Annotated in this window: 17 protein-coding genes; 6 read left to right on the forward strand and 11 right to left on the reverse strand. The window is 72.6% G+C overall.

Translation table 11 applies throughout. The features are described 5' to 3' along the window. Positions 1–123 precede the first annotated feature (123 nt). The 6 genes from whiA to ACIRO3_RS22220 all read right to left on the reverse strand — a co-directional run bounded on the left by whiA (position 124) and on the right by ACIRO3_RS22220 (position 6,756). On the reverse strand, positions 124–1,119 hold the full coding sequence (gene whiA / locus ACIRO3_RS22195; RefSeq protein ID WP_053681599.1) for a DNA-binding protein WhiA: 996 nt from the start codon (positions 1,117–1,119) through the stop codon (positions 124–126). Then, positions 1,110–2,156: a uridine diphosphate-N-acetylglucosamine-binding protein YvcK gene (yvcK, locus tag ACIRO3_RS22200; protein WP_361774948.1), complete on the reverse strand. Its 1,047-nt coding sequence runs from the start codon at positions 2,154–2,156 to the stop codon at positions 1,110–1,112. Before yvcK ends, whiA begins: the two co-directional genes overlap by 10 nt. Further along, entirely contained in the window at positions 2,153–3,100 is a 948-nt protein-coding gene (gene rapZ / locus ACIRO3_RS22205; RefSeq protein ID WP_053681595.1) for an RNase adapter RapZ, read from the reverse strand. Before rapZ ends, yvcK begins: the two co-directional genes overlap by 4 nt. Continuing rightward, positions 3,097–5,112 (reverse strand): excinuclease ABC subunit UvrC, encoded by a 2,016-nt coding sequence (uvrC, locus tag ACIRO3_RS22210; protein ID WP_404139295.1) that lies wholly within the window; start codon positions 5,110–5,112, stop codon positions 3,097–3,099. The genes rapZ and uvrC overlap by 4 nt, the downstream gene beginning before the upstream one ends. A gap of 230 nt (positions 5,113–5,342) precedes the next feature. After that, entirely contained in the window at positions 5,343–6,161 is an 819-nt protein-coding gene (locus ACIRO3_RS22215; protein WP_404139298.1) for a hypothetical protein, read from the reverse strand. Between the two features lie 4 nt (positions 6,162–6,165). Beyond that, the gene (locus ACIRO3_RS22220; RefSeq protein WP_365999390.1) at positions 6,166–6,756 is read right to left on the reverse strand and encodes a papain-like cysteine protease family protein; all 591 of its coding nucleotides are present in this window, start codon (positions 6,754–6,756) and stop codon (positions 6,166–6,168) included. 251 nt (positions 6,757–7,007) lie between these two features. On the opposite strand from ACIRO3_RS22220, the gene ACIRO3_RS22225 reads away from it, so the two are divergent. Continuing rightward, entirely contained in the window at positions 7,008–7,946 is a 939-nt protein-coding gene (locus ACIRO3_RS22225) for a hypothetical protein (RefSeq protein WP_361774936.1), read from the forward strand. A gap of 50 nt (positions 7,947–7,996) precedes the next feature. Here ACIRO3_RS22225 and ACIRO3_RS22230 read toward each other — a convergent pair whose 3' ends face one another. Further along, on the reverse strand, positions 7,997–8,428 hold the full coding sequence (locus tag ACIRO3_RS22230) for a Rieske (2Fe-2S) protein (RefSeq protein WP_361774933.1): 432 nt from the start codon (positions 8,426–8,428) through the stop codon (positions 7,997–7,999). Positions 8,429–8,549: 121 nt separating this feature from the next. On the opposite strand from ACIRO3_RS22230, the gene ACIRO3_RS22235 reads away from it, so the two are divergent. After that, on the forward strand, positions 8,550–9,419 hold the full coding sequence (locus ACIRO3_RS22235) for a carbohydrate kinase (protein WP_404139303.1): 870 nt from the start codon (positions 8,550–8,552) through the stop codon (positions 9,417–9,419). Positions 9,420–9,512: 93 nt separating this feature from the next. On the opposite strand, the gene ACIRO3_RS22240 is transcribed toward ACIRO3_RS22235, so the two are convergent. Beyond that, entirely contained in the window at positions 9,513–10,118 is a 606-nt protein-coding gene (locus ACIRO3_RS22240; RefSeq protein ID WP_404139306.1) for a TetR/AcrR family transcriptional regulator, read from the reverse strand. 68 nt (positions 10,119–10,186) lie between these two features. Here ACIRO3_RS22240 and ACIRO3_RS22245 point away from each other — a divergent pair, with 68 nt between their 5' ends. Then, positions 10,187–10,837: an NAD(P)-dependent oxidoreductase gene (locus ACIRO3_RS22245; RefSeq protein WP_404139309.1), complete on the forward strand. Its 651-nt coding sequence runs from the start codon at positions 10,187–10,189 to the stop codon at positions 10,835–10,837. A 111-nt stretch (positions 10,838–10,948) separates the two neighbouring features. Here the strand turns inward: ACIRO3_RS22245 and uvrA are convergent, their stop codons facing one another. Beyond that, entirely contained in the window at positions 10,949–13,951 is a 3,003-nt protein-coding gene (uvrA, locus tag ACIRO3_RS22250) for an excinuclease ABC subunit UvrA (protein ID WP_404139311.1), read from the reverse strand. 187 nt (positions 13,952–14,138) lie between these two features. Between uvrA and ACIRO3_RS22255 the strand changes: the two genes are divergently transcribed. The 3 genes from ACIRO3_RS22255 to ACIRO3_RS22265 all read left to right on the forward strand — a co-directional run bounded on the left by ACIRO3_RS22255 (position 14,139) and on the right by ACIRO3_RS22265 (position 17,072). Next, entirely contained in the window at positions 14,139–14,837 is a 699-nt protein-coding gene (locus tag ACIRO3_RS22255) for a maleylpyruvate isomerase family mycothiol-dependent enzyme (RefSeq protein ID WP_365999386.1), read from the forward strand. A gap of 9 nt (positions 14,838–14,846) precedes the next feature. Then, on the forward strand, positions 14,847–15,503 hold the full coding sequence (locus ACIRO3_RS22260; RefSeq protein WP_361974451.1) for an MBL fold metallo-hydrolase: 657 nt from the start codon (positions 14,847–14,849) through the stop codon (positions 15,501–15,503). A 249-nt stretch (positions 15,504–15,752) separates the two neighbouring features. Continuing rightward, complete coding sequence (locus tag ACIRO3_RS22265; RefSeq protein ID WP_361775220.1) at positions 15,753–17,072, forward strand: MFS transporter; 1,320 nt, start codon at positions 15,753–15,755, stop codon at positions 17,070–17,072. Positions 17,073–17,097: 25 nt separating this feature from the next. On the opposite strand, the gene ACIRO3_RS22270 is transcribed toward ACIRO3_RS22265, so the two are convergent. Both ACIRO3_RS22270 and ACIRO3_RS22275 read right to left on the reverse strand, forming a co-directional pair. Next, positions 17,098–18,081: a TerC/Alx family metal homeostasis membrane protein gene (locus ACIRO3_RS22270; protein WP_404139316.1), complete on the reverse strand. Its 984-nt coding sequence runs from the start codon at positions 18,079–18,081 to the stop codon at positions 17,098–17,100. A 274-nt stretch (positions 18,082–18,355) separates the two neighbouring features. After that, on the reverse strand, positions 18,356–20,317 hold the full coding sequence (locus ACIRO3_RS22275; protein WP_404139318.1) for a TerD family protein: 1,962 nt from the start codon (positions 20,315–20,317) through the stop codon (positions 18,356–18,358). Positions 20,318–20,335: the final 18 nt, after the last annotated feature.

Below are 20,335 nucleotides of genomic sequence, written 5' to 3' on the forward strand. Positions count from 1 at the left end.
GCGTTCGGACGACAGGCTCACGACCGCCCATGCGCATGTCAATGGGGCGTACCGAAAGGTGCCCGCACGATCACTCGTGCGGGCACCCGGGGAGCGCGGCGGGCTCCGGCCCGGTCGGGCGGGTCAGCCGGCCATGTTGTCGGCCAGTTCCTCGCTGAGGTCGAGGTTCGACTCGGTGCCCGGAATGCCCAGGTCCTGGGCCCGCTTGTCGGCCATCGCCAGCAGGCGACGGATCCGGCCGGCGACCGCGTCCTTCGTCAGCGGCGGGTCGGCGAGCGCGCCCAGCTCCTCCAGGGAGGCCTGCTTGTGCTCCATGCGCAGCCGGCCGGCCGCCGCCAGGTGCTCGGGGACCTCCTCGCCGAGGATCTCCAGCGCCCGCTGGACCCGGGCTCCGGCGGCCACCGCGGCGCGGGCGGAGCGGCGCAGGTTGGCGTCGTCGAAGTTGGCCAGTCGGTTGGCGGTGGCGCGGACCTCGCGCCGCATCCGCCGCTCCTCCCAGGCCAGTACCGAGTCGTGCGCGCCCAGTCGGGTGAGCAGGGCGCCGATCGCGTCGCCGTCGCGGACGACGACCCGGTCGACCCCGCGCACCTCGCGCGCCTTGGCGGCGATGGAGAGCCTGCGGGCGGCGCCCACCAGGGCCAGGGCGGCCTCCGGGCCGGGGCAGGTGACCTCCAGGGAGGACGACCGACCCGGCTCGGTGAGGGAGCCGTGGGCCAGGAAGGCACCGCGCCAGGCCGCCTCCGCGTCGCAGGTGGCCCCGGAGACCACCTGGGGCGGAAGGCCCCGAATGGGGCGCCCCCGGCCGTCCACGAGGCCCGTCTGGCGTGCCAGCTGGTCCCCGCCGGCGACCACGCGCACGACGAAGCGGCTGCCGCGGCGCAGCCCGCCGGGAGCCATCACGACGAGGTCCGAGGAATGGCCGAAGATCTCCAGGATGTCCTTGCGCAGTCTCCGGGCGGCGACCCCCGTGTCCAGCTCCGCCTCGATGACGATGCGGCCGCTCACCAGGTGCAGGCCACCGGCGAACCGGAGGATCGCCGAGACCTCGGCCTTCCTGCAGCAGGTCCGGGTGACGGGCAGGCGAGAGATCTCGTCCTTCACCGCAGGCGTCATCGCCATGGGCCGATCCTTCCATGCATCCGAAAAATACGGTCGTACGCGGCGGCCAGCAGCTCCGGGTCGTGCTTCGGAGAGCCGTCCTGCCTGGCAACCGGCGCCAGCTCGACCGCGGCACCGAACCGTTTCGCGGCATCGGAGAGGGACTCGCGGTCGGGCACGGCGGCCTCGTCGGCCAGCACCACGTCCAGGGCGAGTTTAGGGGCGTGTCGGGCCAAAACCTCCAAATGACGCTGCGGAGAGAAGCCCTCTGTTTCCCCGGGTTGCGGCGCGAGGTTCAGCGAGAGGACCCTGCGGGCCTTCGTCTCGACGAGCGCGTCGAGCAGTTCGGGCACCAACAGGTGCGGGATCACGGAGGAGAACCAGGACCCCGGACCGAGCACCACCCAGTCGGCGTCGAGCACGGCCGCGACGGCCTCCGGCACGGCCGGCGGGTCGCCGGGCACGACCTGTACGGAGAGCACCTCGCCCGGGGTGAGGGCCACGGTGGCCTGCCCCCGGACGGTGTCCACGTCGTCCGGGCGGGCCGGATCGTGCCCCTTGACCAGTGCCTGGAGTTCCAGGGGCACCGCCGACATCGGCAGCACGCGACCCTGCGCGCCCAGCAGCTTGCCGACCAGGTCGAGTGCCTGGACGGGGTCGCCGAGCTGTTCCCACAGGGCGACGATCAGCAGGTTGCCGACGGCGTGCTCGTGCAGGTCGCCGCGGGACTGGAAGCGGTGCTGGATGACGCGGGCCCAGGTCTGGCCCCATTCGTCGTCGCCGCAGAGCGCGGCCAGCGCCTTGCGCAGGTCGCCGGGCGGCAGCACGCCGAGCTCCTCCCGGAGCCGGCCGCTGGATCCGCCGTCGTCGGCGACGGTGACCACGGCGGTGAGGTCGCCGGTGATCCGCCGCAGGGCGGCGAGGGAGGCCGACAGGCCCTGGCCGCCGCCGAGGGCGACCACCTTCGGCGTGGCGCCGCGGCGACGGCCCGCGCCGTCCCCGCCGCGCCCGGGGGTGAGACGGCGCAGGCGGCGCAGTCTCAGGCTCCGTCCGGTCACTCGCGCCCCATGTCCCGGTGCACTACGACGGTCTCGACTCCCTCGGAGGCGAGGCGGGCGGCGAGCTTCTCGGACATGGCCACGCTGCGGTGCTTGCCGCCGGTGCAGCCGACCGCGATGGTCACGTAGCGCTTGCCCTCGCGGCGGTAGCCGGTGGCGATGAGCTGGAGCAGCTCGGTGTACCGGTCGAGGAACTCCTTGGCGCCGGGCTGGCTGAAGACGTAGCCCGAGACCTCCTCGTTGAGCCCGGTGAAGGGGCGCAGTTCCGGGACCCAGTGCGGGTTGGGGATGAAGCGGCAGTCGACGACGAGGTCGGCGTCGACGGGGAGGCCGTACTTGTAGCCGAAGGACATGACGGTGGCCCGCAGCTCGGGCTCCTCGTCGCCCGCGAACTGGGCGTCCATCTTGGCGCGCAGCTCGTGCACGTTCAGGCTGGAGGTGTCGATGACGAGGTCGGCGTCGCCGCGCAGCTCGCGCAGCAGGTCGCGTTCGGCGGCGATGCCGTCGGTGATGCGGCCGTCGCCCTGGAGGGGGTGCGGGCGGCGGACCGACTCGAAGCGGCGGACCAGCGCGTCGTCGGAGGACTCCAGGAAGACGATGCGCCGGGTGACGCCCTTGCCTTCGAGGTCGGCGAGGGATTCGCGCAGCGCGTCGAAGAACTGCCGGCCGCGGACGTCGACGACGACGGCGATGCGCGCCACGTTGCCCTGCGAGCGGGCGCCGAGCTCCACCATGGTGGGGATGAGCGCCGGGGGGAGGTTGTCGACGACGAACCAGCCGAGGTCCTCCAGGCACTTCGCCGCGGTGCTGCGGCCGGCTCCGGACATCCCGGAGATGATCACCAGCTCGGGGATGGCCGCCTCGGCGGCCTCGCCGGGCTCCACTGTCGTGCCCGTACTCACCTGTGCTCCGTCTCGGTCGTGCGTGGTCTCGTGCTCGGTCATTGCTCGGTCCCCCGTTCGGACGATGCTCCCGCGGGCGCGGGGGTCTCGTCTTCCATGATCTCTCCTGTCGCCGTGTTGACGGCAGGACCGGCGGGAACCGCGTGGGCGAGGGCCGCGGCCACGGTCTCGGCCGTCTTGCGACCTATGCCCGGGACCTCGCAGATCTGGTCGATTGTCGCCTGTCTCAGCTTCTTCACCGAACCGAAGTGTTTGACGAGGGCCTGCTTGCGGCTCTCGCCGAGCCCGGGCACGTCGTCCAGCGGGCTCGCTTTCAGGCGCTTGCCGCGCTTGCTGCGCTGGTACTGGATGGCGAACCGGTGGGCTTCGTCACGGACCCGCTGGAGCAGGTACAGGCCCTCGCTGGTGCGGGGCAGCACGACGGGGTCGTCCTCGCCGGGCAGCCACACCTCCTCCAGCCGCTTGGCCAGGCCGCACACGGCGACGTCGTCGACCCCCAGCTCCTCCAGGGCCCGCTTGGCGGCGGCGACCTGCGGCCGCCCGCCGTCGACCACCACGAGCTGCGGCGGGTAGGCGAACCGCTTCGGCCGGCCGTCGTCCTCGGCCGGGACCTCGCCGTCCTGCGCGCCCTCGGGTGACCACTCGCCCGTCTTGAGCTTCTCCTGGAGGTAGCGGCGGAAGCGCCGCGAGACCACCTCGTGCATGGAACGGACGTCGTCCTGTCCCTCGAACGATTTGATCTGGAAGCGCCGGTACTCGCTCTTGCGTGCGAGGCCGTCCTCGAAGACGACCATCGAGGCCACGACGTCGTCGCCCTGGAGGTGGGAGATGTCGAAGCACTCGATGCGCAGCGGCGCGCCGTCCAGGTCCAGCGCCTCGGCGATCTCCTCCAGGGCCCGGGAGCGGGTGGTCAGGTCGCCGGCGCGCTTGGTCTTGTGCAGGGCGAGGGACTGCAGGGCGTTGCGGTGGACGGTCTCCATGAGGGCCTTCTTGTCCCCGCGCTGGGGGATGCGCAGGCTCACCTGGGATCCGCGCCGCCCGGCCAGCCACTCGCTCAGCGCGGCGGTGTCCTCGGGCAGTGCCGGGACCAGCACCTCCTTGGGGACGGCCTCGCCCTTCTCCTCCCCGTACAACTGCTGGAGGGCGTGCTCGACGAGCCCGGCGGTGTCCACGGCCTCGACCTTGTCGGTGACCCAGCCGCGCTGGCCGCGGACCCGGCCGCCGCGTACGTGGAAGATCTGCACGGCGGCTTCGAGCTCGTCCTCCGCGACGGCGACGAGGTCGGCGTCGGTGGCGTCGGCGAGCACGACGGCGTTCTTCTCCATGGCGCGGCGCAGGGCCCCGATGTCGTCGCGCAGCCGGGCGGCCTTCTCGTACTCCATGTCCTCGGCGGCCTCGCGCATCTGCTGTTCGAGGCGGGTGAGGTAGGTGCCGGTGCGGCCGGCCATGAAGTCGCAGAAGTCCTCGGCCAGGTCGCGGTGTTCGTCGGGGGTGACCCGGCCCACGCAGGGCGCGGAGCACTTGCCGATGTAGCCGAGCAGGCAGGGCCGGCCGATCTGGGCGGATCGCTTGAACACCCCGGCGGAGCAGGTGCGCACGGGGAAGACGCGCAGCATCAGGTCGACCGTCTCGCGGATGGCCCAGGCGTGCCCGTAGGGGCCGAAGTAGCGCACGCCCTTCTTCTTGGGCCCGCGCATGACCTGGACCCGGGGGTACTCCTCGTTCATGGTGACGGCGAGGGAGGGGTAGCTCTTGTCGTCCCGGTACTTCACGTTGAACCGGGGGTCGTACTCCTTGATCCAGGAGTACTCCAGCTGGAGCGCCTCGACCTCGGTGGACACCACGGTCCACTCGACGGAGGCGGCGGTCGTGACCATCGTGGCGGTACGCGGGTGCAGGCCCGCGACGTCCTGGAAGTAGCTGGCCAGGCGTTGCCGCAGGCTTTTGGCCTTCCCGACGTAGATCACCCGGCGGTGCTCGTCGCGGAATTTGTAGACCCCCGGGGAGTCGGGGATCTGCCCCGGCTTGGGGCGGTAGCTGGAAGGGTCGGCCATGCCAACCACCCTACTGGCGACGGCCGACAACGGGCCCCCGGGCACCGGCCCCGCCGGTACCCGGCCGCGGACCCGGCGCGGCGGCTTTCGGCCGCGGGCCCGGCGCGGCGGTTTCCGGGCGGCGCCCGGGGAGGGGCGCCGCCCGGCGCGGGCGGCGCCCGGGGAGGGGCGCCGCCCGGCGCCCGCGGGACCCGGCCCCCTGGCGGAGGGCCGGGTCCCGCGGGCCTTCCCTACGGGCGGACCGCGCGGCGGCGCAGGAGCAGGATCCCGACGCCGGCCAGCGCGAGCGCCCCGGCGGCCCCGGCGGCCCCGGCCGTCGGCAGGACCGGGGACGAGGCCGGGGACGGGGAGGACCCGGTGGAGCGGGCCGCCGTCGCCGCGGCGGGTTCGGCGTAACCGCCGGCCCGGCCGTCCCTGGCGTAGGCCGAGCCGGGCAGCTTGTCGCCGTAGGCCTTGGCGACGCGTGCCCGGTAGCCGGCCAGGCTCGTCCCGGTGGCGCCCACCGCCCGCGCCGCGTCCTCGTCGAGCGGCAGCACGCGGTCGCCCCGGGCCACGTACCACGCGTCGATCTGCGGTTCGCGGAACACGGTGCCGCCGGGCAGTTTCTCCGCTCCGAGCCCGGCATAGCGGAACTCGTCGTCTCCGGTGGCGATGTTCACCACCTGCCAGCCGGCGGGTGTCCGGGCGGTCCACAGGGCGGCCCGCTGCCCGTCCGAGGAGACGGCCTCGCTCGCGAGGAACTCCAGGCGGGCCACGGGCGCCCCGGCCTTGCCGGCGACGAAGTCCGGGGAGAGGTGGTTGACGGGGATCGTCTCGCCCTCGATGCGGGGCTTGGCCTCCGTGAGGCCGACCTTGCCCTCCCGGGCGAAGAAGCGGGCGAGGGTGGCCAGGGTGTCGGGGGCGACGGCCGCCTGTCGGGCGGCCTGCCGGACGTCGGCTCCGGCGACCGGGGGCTGCGGCACGGGGGACGCCTGGGCCTGCGGGGACAGGAGCAGGCAGGCGCCGGCGAGGACCGCGACGGCGGCGGCGCGCAGGGGTGCGGCGGTCACGGCGTCACGCTCCGATCCGGTAGAGGGAGTGGGTCCAGGAGAAGGTGTCGTTGTCGACGTACCAGGCGTGGGAGGCCCAGTTGTAGCGGTCGCTGGAGGGCCAGGGGTCGCCCCAGTAGACCCAGCTGTTCGCGGTGTCGTAGCCGTAGATCACGTGCATGTGGCCACCGCCGTTGGACCACTGGATGCGGGTCTCCATGGGCCGACCGGCGTTGATCTCGGTCTGGACGGTGGAGTACTGGAGCCAGCCGGTCACGTAGGAGCCGGAGTTGACGCCGGCCCAGCGCAGACCGGTCTGGACGTTGCCCAGGGTGGCCTGGTTGTTGGGGCATTCGGTGCCCTGTTGGCGGTTGAAGGCGGCGTTGCAGAACTGGTTCTGGCTGTAGGCGCGGCCGAACCAGGTCGCGATCGTGTTGCCGCCGGCGGCCCAGCACCAGTTGGTCTTCTGCTGGGCCTGCATGGTGATGTTCAGGCGCTTGGAGGCGAGAGCGGATTCCGTGCCGGCGTCGACGGCGGTGGCGGTGCCGGTGGACAGGACGAAGAGCAGGGCGATGAGGAGGGCGGCCGGGGACAGCCGCCGGTTGGGCTTGCGCATCGCGTTCCTCCCGAGGTGGAGAGTGGGGATCGGAGGAGCGCGTCCGGACGCTGTGGAGGAGCATCGGGGTGTTGTCGCGATCAGGTCAACACGCTTCAATACGCGGTGACATCACCGTGTGAACGGGGCAACCGGAATGTGAACGGCCGCCCTCCGTCCACCCTCGCTCACCAGGGCCCACCTGAATCCCGGGCGTCCCGGACGCGGTCTCCCGCCCCGTGACGCGTGAACGTTCACAGGAGGTTTCCGCCATGCGCCCGACCGCGGACAGCGCCCACGACCTGCCGCGACTGCTGCGCGCGGGCCCCTTCCACCTCGCCCTGCGGGCCGCGCTGACGGCCCGGGGCCTGCCCCTGCACCGGGTGCAGCACCGGCTCGCCGCGCGCGGCATCAAGCTCGGTGTGACGAGCCTCAGTTACTGGCAGCAGGGCGCCCGGCGTCCGCGCCGCGCCGAGTCCCTGAGGGCCGTGGAGGCGCTGGAGGAGATCCTGGAGCTGCCCGGGGGCACCCTGTCACGTCTGCTGGACGCGCCGGGGGGCGGCTCCGCTGAAACGATTCGCCCACCGGGTCGCTCCTACCGGTCCCTGGTCAGCGTGGGAGCCGCGGTGGAGGAGCTGCTGGCCGCGCTGGAGCTGCCGTCGGACGGCGGTCTGCACACGGTCGGCCACCACGAGCGGGTGCGGATCGGCGCCGACGGCGAGTTGGTGGGCAGGGTCTCGCAGCACGTGGTGCGCGCCCACCGCGACGGCGTCGACCGCTACCTCGCCGTCCACCACGGCGACCCCGGCTGCGACCCGGCCCGGATCCGGGTGCGGGCGGAGGAGAACTGCCGGACGGGGCGGGTCCGGTGGCACCGGGAGGCGGAGGTGGTGGTCGCCGAGCTGCTCTTCGACGCGCGGCTGCGCGCGGGCGACACGTACGTCTTCGGCTACGGCTTCGAGGACGGCACGGGCGGCCGGAGCACCGAGTACGTGCGCGGCTTCAGCTACACCGGCGGCCAGTACATGCTCCAGGTCCGCTTCGACGAGGCGGCCCTGCCCGTGCGCTGCCGGCGGTTCAGCCGGAGCGGGCCGGGGGCGCGCCGCGACGGGCTCGCGGACCTGACCCCGAGCGGCCGGCACCGGGCGGTACACCTGCTGGAGGAGGGGGTGCGGCGCGGGATCCTGGGCATAGCCTGGGACTGGGAGTAGGCCGGTCCGCTCGCCCGCCGGCGGCTCCTTCGTCCGTTGCGGAGCGGAGGTCAGCCGGCGATGAGCCTGCCGCCCTCGACCTTCACCGGGACCTCGGGCAGCGGGGCGGCGGCCGGGCCCCGCAGCACCTTGCCGGTGGCCACGTCGAAACGGCTGCCGTGGCAGGGGCAGTTGCCCTCACCCTCGACGATCTTGTCCAGGACGCATCCGGCGTGCGTGCACTGGGCGCTGAACGCCTTGTACTGGCCCTGCGCCGGGCAGCTGACGAGGAGCTTGCGCTCCCGGAACAGCTTCGCGCCGCCGACCGGGACCTCGCTCGTCGCGCCCAGTTCGACCGGCTCGGTCGGTACCGCCGGGGAGCCGCCGCCGCTGTTGGTCTCGGTGGAACAGGCCGCCAGGGTCATCCCGGCGCCCGCGGCCCCGGCGAGCGCGGCCGCGCCCTTGAGGACCGTACGGCGGGCGGCGGACTGCGACGCGGACATGGAACTCTCCCGGGATTCGGCGTGGGGTTCGGCGTGGTGTTCGGTGGGGTGTTCGGTGGGGTTGGGCGTGGGGTTCGGCCCACCCGACGATACCCGCGCCCGATGGGATACCTTCCCCCGCGTGATCGTCGTCGGTGGAGAAGCCCTGATCGACCTGGTGCCCGTCGCGGAGCCGCCGGGCGCCCTGCTGCCCCGGCCGGGCGGCGGACCGTACAACACCGCGCTCGCGCTGGGCCGGCTCGGCGCCGACGTCGCCTTCTGCTCCCGGGTGTCGACGGACGGCTTCGGCGTCTCGCTGCTGGACGGCCTCCGGGCCGCCGGGGTGGACCTCTCGCTGGTCCAACGCGGCCCCGAACCGACCACGCTGGCCGTGCCGTCACTCGCCCCGGACGGCTCGGCGGCCTACGTCTTCCACACCGAGGGCACGGCCGACCGGCTGTTCGCCCTCCCGCCCGCCCTGCCGCCCGGCGCACGGGCCCTCGCGCTCGGCACCTGCTCCCTGGTGCTGGAGCCCGGCGCGAGCGCCTACGACGCCCTGCTGCGCCGCGAGTCGGGGCGCGGGCTGACCACCCTCATGGACCCCAACATCCGGCCGGCGCTGATCCCGGACGCGGACGCCTACCGGGACCGCTTCCTGCGCCGGCTCCCCCACGTGTCGATCCTCAAGCTCTCCGAGGAGGACGCGGCCTGGCTGGGCGGCCGGGTCGCGGACTGGCTGGCGGCCGGACCGTCCGCAGTGGTGCTCACCCGGGGCGGTGCGGGCCTGACGGTGTGGACGCGGGCGGGCGCGGAGCACTCCGTGCCCGGACTGCGGGTGCCCGTCGTGGACACGATCGGCGCGGGCGACACCGTCAACGCGGCGCTGTTGCACCGGCTGACCGGGCGGCCGGGTCCGGTGGACTGGCCGGAGGTACTGGCGTACGCCGCCCGCGCGGCGGCGGTGACCTGCACACGGGCGGGCGCGGAACCGCCCTACGCGGGCGAACTCTGACGGGGGCGGACTCCGACGCCGGCGCCCGACGACCCCACCGCCCACCGCGACACCCCCGCACGGTGAGGCCGCGGAGCGGGGCCGCGGGGCCCTTCAGCGCAGCGCGGCCCAGACGGTGCGCGCCAGGGCCGGGGCGAACTCCTCGACCGGCCGCACCACGTCGGCCCCCGAGAAGTGCAGGAAGAAGGCCCGCTGGAAGCAGGCGCCGAGCAACAGGGCGGCGGCGGCGGCCGGATCGGCGTCGGGGCGCAGCCGCCCGCGGTCGCGCTCGCGCACCAGGTGGCCGGTCAGCGCGTCGAGCATCACGTGCGGTCCGGCGCCGATCTCACGGACGCCCTCGCGGTGCCGGATGAGCAGGGCGGGGTCCGCGAAGAGCGAAGCCGCCATGGGCATGGCGTCGGCGTAGAAGAGCGAGGCGTGGCGGGCGATGTCGCCCAGTCGGTCCTCGACGGGTTGCTCCCCGGGGTCGCCGGCGAGCGCGGCCATCAGCGCGGCGGCGTTGGGCCTGCGCTCCATGAGCACGCGGACGAACAGCTCCTCCTTGTTCGCGAAGTACTTGTAGAGCGCGGCTTCCGAGCAGCCGGCCTCGCGGGCGATGGCCTTGGTGGTGGCGTTGGCCAGCCCGCTGGTGCGCATCAGCGTCTCGGCGGCGTCCAGCAGACGCTCCGGCGTGGGGCGGCTTGACGTGGGGGTGAGCATTCACTCACTCTAAGGGGGAACGGGGGTGAGTGAATACTCACCCACCATCAACGGGGCAGGAGTTCGCAATGAGACTCACGGTGTTCGGGGCCACGGGCGGGGTCGGCCGCGAGGTCGTCCGGCAGGCCCTCGGCGCGGGTCACGAGGTGACGGCCGTCGTACGCGACCCGGCGCGGCTGGACGTGCCGGCGCACGACCGCCTCCAGGTGGCCGTGGTGCGGGACCTCACGGACGAGGAGGCCCTGCTCCCGTTCGTCACGGGGCGGGACGCGGTGGTCTCGGCTCTCGGCTCGGCCAACAACAAGCAGGCCCGGCTGACCCCGATCGCCGGCCCGGCCCTGCGGTCGATCGTCTCGGCGATGGCCCGCGCCGGGGTGCGGCGCGTGTCGGCGGTGAGCGCCGCCCCGCTGGGCCCGCCGGACTCGCGGGACGGCTTCCTGACCCGGGTAGTGGTCTACCCGATCCTGCGGCGGGTGCTGCGGGACCTGTACGCGGACCTGGCGGTGATGGAGGCGGCCATCGCGGCGGGCGATGTCCAGTGGACGGTGGTCCGCCCGCCACGCCTGCTGAACCGGCCCCGCACGGGCACGTACCGACGGGCCCTCGATGCCAATGTCCCCGGTGGCAAGTCCATCGCCCGCGCGGACGTCGCGGACGCACTCCTGACCACCCTGGCCGATCCGATGACGATCGGCCACGCGGTCGGCATCGCCGCCTGATCGCCCCCCTGCGCGCGCACGCTGCCGGCCACCCGACGGCCCGTCCGCCTGCCCGGGCATGACGAAGGGGCGCCCGCACACGAAGCCGTACGCGGGCGCCCCTCTTTCGATCTAGGCCTTGCGGGCCCTCGTCGTCTTCTTCGCCGGGGCCGCCGCCTTCTTGGCCGCCGCCGTCTTCTTGGCGGGCGCCGCGGCCTTCTTGGCGGTGGCCTTCTTCGCCGCGGGCTTCTTCGCCGCGCTCCGGGCCGGAGCCGATCCGGCGTCGGAGACCCGGTCCGCGCCCAGGATGTCGCGCAGGAACTTGCCGGTGTGGCTCGCCCCGACCGACGCGACCTGCTCCGGGGTGCCCTCGGCGACGACCACGCCGCCGCCGTAGCCGCCTTCGGGGCCCATGTCGATGACCCAGTCCGCGGTCTTGATGACGTCGAGGTTGTGCTCGATGACGATCACCGAGTTGCCCTTGTCCACCAACCCCGACAGCACCTTGATCAGCTTCGAGATGTCCTCGAAGTGCAGGCCGGTCGTCGGCTCGTCCAGGACGTACACCGTCCGCCCCGTCGACCGCTTCTGCAGCTCGGACGCCAGCTTCACGCGCTGGGCCTCGCCGCCCGACAGCGTCGGCGCGGACTGACCGAGCCGGACGTAACCGAGCCCGACCTCGTTCAGGGTCTTCAGGTGCCGGGCGATCGTCGGCACCGCCTCGAAGAAGTGCAGCGCCTCCTCGATCGGCATGTCGAGGACCTCGGCGATGGACTTGCCCTTGTAGTGGACCTCCAGCGTCTCCCGGTTGTACCGGTCGCCGTGGCAGACCTCGCACGGGACGTACACGTCCGGCAGGAAGTTCATCTCGATCTTGATCGTGCCGTCACCGGAGCAGTTCTCGCACCGGCCGCCCTTGACGTTGAAGGAGAAGCGGCCCGGCAGGTAGCCGCGCACCTTCGCCTCCATCGTCTCCGCGAAGAGCCTGCGCACGTGGTCGAAGACACCGGTGTACGTCGCCGGGTTGGACCTCGGCGTCCGCCCGATCGGCGACTGGTCGACGTGCACGACCTTGTCGACGAGGTCGTCCCCGTCCACGCGGGTGTGCCGTCCCGGGACGGACCGGGCGCCGTTGAGCTCGCGGGCCAGGTGGGTGTACAGGATGTCGTTGACCAGCGTGGACTTGCCGGAGCCGGAGACGCCCGTGACCGCGGTGAGGACGCCCAGCGGGAAGGACACGTCGATGTCCCGCAGGTTGTTCTCCTTGGCGCCGTGGACGGTCAGCCGGCGCTCCCCGTTCACGGGGCGGCGGACGTCCGGCAGCGGGATGGCCCGCTTGCCCGACAGGTACTGTCCGGTGATCGACTCGGTGTTCTTCAGCAGGTCCTTGAGCGAACCGCTGTGCACCACCTTGCCGCCGTGCTCGCCCGCGCCGGGGCCGATGTCCACGACCCAGTCGGCCACCTTGATGGTGTCCTCGTCGTGCTCGACCACGATCAGGGTGTTGCCCATGTCGCGCAGCCGCACCAGCGTCTCGATCAGCCGGTGGTTGTCCCGCTGGTGCAGGCCGATGGAGGGTTCGTCCAGGACGTACAGCACGCCCACCAGGCCGGAGCCGATCTGGGTGGCCAGCCGGATGCGCTGGGCCTCGCCGCCCGACAGGGTGCCGGCGGCGCGGTTCAGCGAGAGGTAGTCCAGGCCGACGTCGACGAGGAAGCGGAGCCGCTCGTTGACCTCCTTGAGGACCCGCTCGGCGATCTTCTTGTCGCGGGCGTCGAGCCGCAGCCGGCCCAGGAAGTCCGCGCACTCGCTGATCGACATGGCGGCGACGTCGGCGATGGACCTGTCCATCACGGTGACCGCGAGCACGATCGGCTTGAGCCGGGTGCCCTCACAGGTCGGGCAGGGCACCTCGCGCATGTAGCCCTCGAAGCGCTCGCGGCTGGCGTCGCTCTCGGACTCCGCGTGCCGCCGCTTGACGAACGGCACGGCGCCCTCGAAGGCCGTCGTGTACGCCCGCTCGCGCCCGTACCGGTTGCGGTAGCGGACCTCGATCTGCGTCTTGTGCCCGTACAGCAGGGCCTTCCTGGCCCGCAGCGGCAGACCCGCCCACGGGATGTCGGTCCGGAAGCCCAGTTCCCCGGCGAGCGCGCCGATCAGGCGCTGGAAGTAGTCCTTGGTGTGCCCGAGGGACCACGGGGAGACCGCGCCCTCGTCCAGGGACTTCTCCTCGTCCGGGATGATCAGGTCCGGGTCGACCTCCATGCGCGTGCCGATGCCGGTGCACTCGGGGCAGGCGCCGAAGGGGGAGTTGAAGGAGAAGGAGCGGGGCTCCAGCTCCTCGAAGGACAGGTCGTCGTAGGGGCAGTAGAGGTGCTCGGAGTACATCCGCTCACGCTCGGGGTCGTCCTCGGCGAGGTCGACGAAGTCGAGGATGACCATGCCGCCGGAGAGGCCGAGGGCGGTCTCCACGGAGTCCGTGAGCCGGCGCTTGGCCCCCTCCTTGACGGTGAGGCGGTCGATGACCACCTCGATGGTGTGCTTCTCCTGCTTCTTGAGCGTGGGCGGCTCGGAGAGCTGGATGGTCTCGCCGTCCACCCGCGCCCGGCTGTACCCCTTGGTCTGGAGGTCGGCGAAGAGGTCGACGAACTCGCCCTTGCGCTCGCGCACCAGCGGCGACAGGACCTGGAAGCGGCTGCCCTCGGGCAGCGCGAGCACCTTGTCGACGATCGCCTGCGGCGACTGCCTTGAGATCGGCCGGCGGCACTCGGGGCAGTGCGGCTTGCCGATGCGCGCGAAGAGCAGGCGGAGGTAGTCGTAGACCTCGGTGATGGTGCCCACGGTCGAGCGCGGGTTGCGCGAGGTGGACTTCTGGTCGATCGAGACGGCCGGGGAGAGGCCCTCGATGAAGTCGACATCGGGCTTGTCCATCTGGCCGAGGAACTGGCGGGCGTACGACGAGAGCGACTCGACGTAGCGGCGCTGCCCCTCGGCGAAGATCGTGTCGAAGGCCAAGGAGGACTTGCCCGACCCGGAGAGTCCGGTGAAGACGATGAGCGAGTCGCGGGGCAGGTCGAGCGAGACGTTCTTCAGGTTGTGCTCGCGAGCGCCACGAACGATGAGACGGTCGGTCACGCCGGTCCGCACCTTTCTTGAGAGAGCGGGGGCACGGGCCCCCGTCCCAGGGTATGGGGGGCGCCTCTGCGATGGGATTGATGAGTGGACTTCCGAGCGTATAGCACGCACATTCGATTTACGGCACGCGCAAGACCGGTTCACCCGATCGTGTGGCGGGGCCCTTGTCAGCACTAGGCTCGGAACCATGACTGATCATGTGCACGACCTGCGATCCCTGCGTGAGGCCACCGATCGGTTGCTGACCGCGGCCGCGAAACTGGACAACGCCGCCCTGGCCGAGGAGTCACTCCTCCCCGGGTGGACCCGCGGCCACGTCCTGGCCCACCTGGCACGCAACGCCGACGCCCTCGTGAACGTCGTCGAAGGCCGACCGATGTACGTGAGCGGCGCCGCCCGCGACGCGGACATCGAGCGCGACTCCGGCCGACCCCTCCTCCAACAGCTGGAGGACCTCCGGAATTCCGCGGACCGCTACCAGGCCGCCTGCGACCTCCCGCAGGACTGGTCGCGGACCGTGGAGCTGCGCAACGGCGTCACCGACTCCGCCGCCCGGATCCCCTTCCGCCGGCTCGTGGAGGTCGAGCTGCACCACGTCGACCTCGGCATCGGGTACGGGCTCGCCGACCTCCCGGACGAGTTCACGGCCCGTGAGATCGCGTTCCTGGCCGACCGCTGGTCGGGCCGCCCGGAGGTCCCGCCGGTGACCCTGGTGCTCGGGTCCGGCGACTCCGGCCGCACCTGGCACATCGGCGGCGGCGAGGGCGCCCCGGTCACCGTGTCCGGCACCGGCGCCGAACTGCTGGGCTGGCTGGCCGGGCGCGGCGACCGCGGCGCGCACCTGACCGTGGACGGCGGATCCCTCCCCGCTCTCCCGCCGCTCTAGGATCGACACATGACCTACAGCGGAGCGGTGAAGGTCGGCGGTCCGGCCGACGTGCATGAACTCTCGGACCTGATGATTTCCAAGGTCGCGGTGGGCGCGATGAACAACAACGCCTACGTGCTGCGCTGCCGGGCGACCGACGAGCAGCTGCTGATCGACGCGGCCGCCGAGCCGGAGACGATCCTGCGACTGATCGGTGACGGCGGGATCGCGTCCGTGGTCACCACCCACCGGCACGGCGACCACTGGGGCGCGCTCGAGGCCGTGGTCGAGGCCACCGGCGCGCGGACGTACGCGGGCGCCTTCGACGCCGAGGGCATCCCGGTCGCCACGGACGTGCCGGTCCGGGACGGGGACACGATCCGGGTGGGGCGCGTCGAACTGACCGCCCGGCACCTGGTCGGCCACACGCCCGGCTCGATCGCCCTGGTCTACGACGACCCGCACGGGCACCCGCACGTGTTCACCGGCGACTGCCTCTTCCCGGGCGGCGTCGGCAACACCTCGGGCGACGCGAAGGCCTTCGCGCAGCTCATCGACGACGTCGAGCACAAGCTCTTCGAGCGGCTGCCGGACGAGGCCTGGGTCTACCCGGGTCACGGCAACGACACCACGATCGGCACCGAGCGGCCGCACCTGGCCGAATGGCGCGAGCGCGGCTGGTAGCCGGTCCCCGGCGGCCGCCCGGCATCCGACGGCCGGCCGCCGGCGGTTCGCAGCCCGGTCGTCCGGAACCCGGTCGTTCGGAACCCGGCCGGTCGGAACCCGGCTGTTCGGAACCCGGTCAACACCGTGACGGGGTGCACTCCTTCCGGTCGATGATGGCCGAACGCACGTCCCGAGGACGTGGGGCGGGGTAGTTCCCGCACCATGCGACAAGTCCCCTCCCCCGCCCCCTCCTCGGCACCGCCCTCGATGCTGCGGCTCGCCTCGGCGTCCCTGGCCGGCACCGCCATCGAGTTCTACGACTTCTTCGTGTACGGCACGGCCGCCGCCCTCGTGCTCGGGCCGTTGTTCTTCCCGTCCCTCTCCCCGCTCGCCGGAACCCTCGCCGCCTTCGGCACCTTCGGCATCGGTTTCCTGGCCCGCCCCCTCGGTTCGGCCGTCTTCGGCCACATCGGCGACCGGTACGGCCGGCGGCCCGTCCTGCTCGGCTCCCTGCTGCTGACCGGCCTCGCCACGGTGGCGGTCGGCTGCGTGCCCTCGTACGCGTCCATCGGCATCGCCGCGCCGCTCCTGCTGCTCCTGCTGCGCTTCCTCCAGGGGCTCGGGCTCGGCGGCGAGTGGGGCGGCGCCGTGCTGCTGACCGCCGAGCACGCCCCCGAGCACCGGCGCGGGCTGTGGGCGTGCTTCCCGCAGGCCGGCCCGGCCGTGGGGTTCCTGCTGGCCAACGGTCTGATGCTGACCCTGTCCGCGACCCTGACCGACGCGCAGTTCACCGCCTGGGGCTGGCGCGTCCCGTTCTGGGCCGCCGCGGTGCCGGCCCTGGCCGGGCTGTGGCTGCGGCGCTCGGTCGAGGAGACCCCGCAGTTCCGCGCGCTCGCCGAGACGGGCCGCCGCGCGCGGAGTCCGCTCGGCGAGGTGGTGCGGGGCCACTGGCGGCTGCTCCTGCTGACCGGCGGGGCGCTGGCGATCGGTTACGCCGTCTTCTACGCGGTCACCACCTGGTCCCTGGCGTACGCCACCGAGCACCTGCGGGTGGACCGTACGGTCATGCTGGCCTGTGTCATGGCGGCGGTCGCCCTGAAGGGCCTGGCGACCCCGCTGGTGGCGCTGTGCGGCGACCGTTGGGGGCGTCGACCGTTGTGCCTGGCCGGTTGCGCGCTGTGCGCGGTGTGGATGTTCCCCTTCGTCGCGCTGCTGCGCACGGCGGATCCGCTGCTGATGACCCTGGGCTGTGTCGTCGCCCTGCTGGGCATGGTGACGATGTTCGCCGTGGTGGGCGCGTACCTGCCCGAGCTGTACGCCCCGCGGATCCGCTGCACGGGGGCGGCCGTCGGCTACAACCTGGGCGGGGTCCTGGGCGGGGCGCTGACCCCGATCGTGGCGACGGCGCTGGCGGACGGTTCGGGTCCGCCCTGGGGGGTGGCGGTGTACCTGACCGTGATCGCCCTGGTCAGCCTGGGGTGCTTCGCGCTGCTGCCGGAGACGAATCCGACGGTGCTCGGCGCTCGGGCCTCGAAGGCGGCCGGGGGCACGCGAACGGGGGCGGCCGAAGCGGCCGCCCCCGTGTGAGTCGACGGACTCCCGACCTCGATCGCTAGGCGTCGATGGTCTTCGAGTCGGCGGCGGCCTCGGCCGCCGCCTGCTTCTTCGAGGCGATCAGGCTGGTGATGGTGGTGATCACCAGCACGCCGCAGATGACGCCCAGGGAGACCGGGATGGAGATCTGCGGGACGTGCAGTCCGGACTCGTGCAGTGCGTGCAACACCAGCTTGATGCCGATGAAGCCGAGGATGACGGACAGGCCGTAGCTGAGGTGGACCAGCTTCTTGAGCAGTCCGCCGATGAGGAAGTACAGCTGGCGCAGACCCATCAGGGCGAAGGCGTTGGCGGTGAAGACGATGTACGGGTCCTGGGTGAGGCCGAAGATCGCGGGGATCGAGTCCAGGGCGAACAGCACGTCGGTGGTGCCGATGGCGAGCATGACGACCATCAGCGGGGTCATGATGCGCTTGCCGTTGTTCCGGATGAAGAGCTTCGTGCCGTGGTAGCGGTCGGCGACGCCGAACTTCTTCTCGATGGTCTTGAGGAGGCGGTTCTCCTCGAACTCCTCTTCCTCGTCGTTCCCGCGGGCCTCCTGGATGAGCTTCCAGGCGGTGTAGATCAGGAACGCGCCGAAGATGTAGAAGACCCAGGAGAAGTTGGTGATGATCGCGGCGCCGGCGGCGATGAAGATCGCGCGGAGTACCAGGGCGATCAGTACGCCGATCAGCAGGACACGCTGCTGGAGCTGGGAGGGCACCGCGAACTTCGCCATGATCAGGACGAAGACGAAGAGGTTGTCCACGCTCAGCGACTTCTCGGTGATGAAGCCGGCGAAGAACTCCTGGGACGCCTGGCCGTTGCCGAAGAAGAGCAGGCCGAGGCCGAAGAGTCCGGCGAGGGCGATCCAGACGACCGTCCAGATGCCCGCTTCCTTCATGGAAACGTCATGGGGCTTGCGGCCGATGAAGAAATCGGCGCCGATCAGGATGCCCAAACCGAGAATGGTCAGCAACCACAAGTTGAATGAAACGTCCACTGTCTACACGCCTCCGGCGGGATGGCTCAGCACTTCGTCAGCGTCATCGCTGCCGGAGGTCTCTTCCACCCGGATGGCCTGGAGGCCTCGGGCCGACGCCCCGGGACCGATTGCGGTCCGTATTGACGGGTACGCCGTAGCAGGTAGCAGGAATACTCCCCTCCGCGTGCACCAGAGTACCCGCCGGACCGGGCAAAGGTAAAGAGAATCCCAAGAAAGGGTCAGTGGCAGGTCACACACCCGTCATGAAACGGTCCGCGACCTGCCCCGCGACTCACGGGCGGGCGCTGCGCCGGACCTCCGATATGCGGTTCAGTGCCTGGTCGAGGACCCGGCTGCCCTGCGGGGGCAGATCCGGGGTGAAGGTCCACGCGTGATGGACCCAGGGGTCCGCCAGATGACTGTCGGGGACCGGGGACAGTCGCATCAGCGAGCGCCACAGGGGGTCGAGCAGCGGCCCGTACGCGGAGGCCTCGTCACGGTCGGCGACCATCAGCAGGTGCACGCCGACCGCCGGCCCCTCGTCGGCGAGGTAGCGCAACTGCGTGACGGAACGGTCGTCGAAGCCGTGCGGGAAGTCATGGACGATCAAGAGCTGCTCGGCCGTGTCCAGGTCCGGCGGCAGGTCCTCGGGGGCGCCGGCCCGCAGCGCCATCTGTACGAGGTCCACCCGCCGGGTCAGCCGCGCGAGGGTCTGGGTGACCCCGGCGGCCCCGGAGGCGGGCGGCCCGGCCAGCACCCCGGAGCGGACGAGCGGGGCCAGCGAGGCGGCGCCCGCCCCGGCGGCGTCGATGACGTGCACGGAGTACTTGTCGCCGGGGTGGACCGCGAGCAGCCGGACGGCATGCGCGACGGCCATGTCCATGGCGGCCCGGCGCAGGCGGTCGGTGTCCATGGCCATGGCGGCCTCGGAGCCGGTGCGGCCGTTGTCGATCCACAGGCCCCGCTCCAGCGGCACCCGCATGAGCATCGGAATGCGCAGTTCGGGTCGCTCGGGCAGGGACAGGTCGCCCAGGCGCAGGGCGAGCGGGTTCTCCCGGGGGGTGCCGGGGGCGTGCCAGACGGGATTGTCCCAGCGGGCGTACGCGGCCGGCAGGGCCGGTTCGACGACTTCGGACTCGGCGACCAGCTGGGCCAGGTCCCGGTCGAGCACGGCGCGGGCCTGGGCCACGAGCTCCTCGCGCCGTGCCCGGGCGGTGGCGCGGGCGCCGTCGCCGGAGCCGCCGAGGCGGTGGCGCGGGTCGGAGAGTGCCTCGTCGAGCTCCCGGTCCATGCGGGAGTCGGCGAACTCGACGGCGCTGCGGTAGGCGGCGACCGTGCGGGCCATGTCCTCGAACATGCCCCAGACCTGGTTGTAGAGCCGCTCGTCCATGGACCAGCCACTGGCGTCGCCCGCGACGGGGCGCGGGGGCCGGCCCGGCTCGTCCGGTTCGGCGGCCCGCGGCGCCGGCTCGGGCGGCTCGGTGCTGGTGCGGCGGCGGCGCGGGTGGGCGTAGCTGATGCTCGGCGGGCCGCCCGCGGTGTCGCCGGCCGGACCGGAGCCGGCCGCGAGGGGTACGTCGGAGACCGGGATCGGGTCCGGCGGCTCGGGAGCCTGCGGGGTCGGGGGCGCCGCGTCCAGCGGGGCCCGCAGGCCGCGCGGGACGGTGGGGGCGGCCCCGGTCGGCATGGCCGCGAGGGTGATGTCGCCCGAGGCCACGAGTCCCGTGGCCGCGGCGGCCAGCTCGGCGGCGGCCGGCGCGGGCAGCCCGGCGTCGACCAGCAGGGCGCTCAGCCCCCCGGCGTACCCCTGGCCCACGGCCCGGACCTTCCACGCGCCCTGACGCCGGTACAGCTCCAGGGCCACCACGGCGGTCTCGGACTCCAGGCCCGTCAGCGTGTACCCGGCGAGCTCGGCGCCCTCCGGTTCGGCGACGGCGACGTACGAGGCCGGCACCGCGCCGAAGCGCACCGGGCCGCCGGGCGGCAGCACGAGCACCACCCGGAGCCGGTGCACGGCTTCGGCGACGGCGTCGAGGTCGACGGTGAAGCGGTGCCCGCCCGCGATCGTCTGCGGCACCTCGAGGCCCGGCAGTGCCCGGGCACCGGGGTGGGCCAGCGATTCGGGTCCGGTCGACCGGCCCTCGTCGTCGCCGGTCGAGACCAGGGCCAGTACCGGCGTGCCCGCCGAGACCCTGATCTCCACCCTGCTCTTGGACAGGGGGTGGTTCTGCCCCCGGACCAGTTCGGCCGTCATCGTGCAGCCCTCCCCCGT

Source organism: Streptomyces sp. NPDC102278 (assembly GCF_044766345.1).
Lineage (GTDB): Bacteria > Actinomycetota > Actinomycetes > Streptomycetales > Streptomycetaceae > Streptomyces.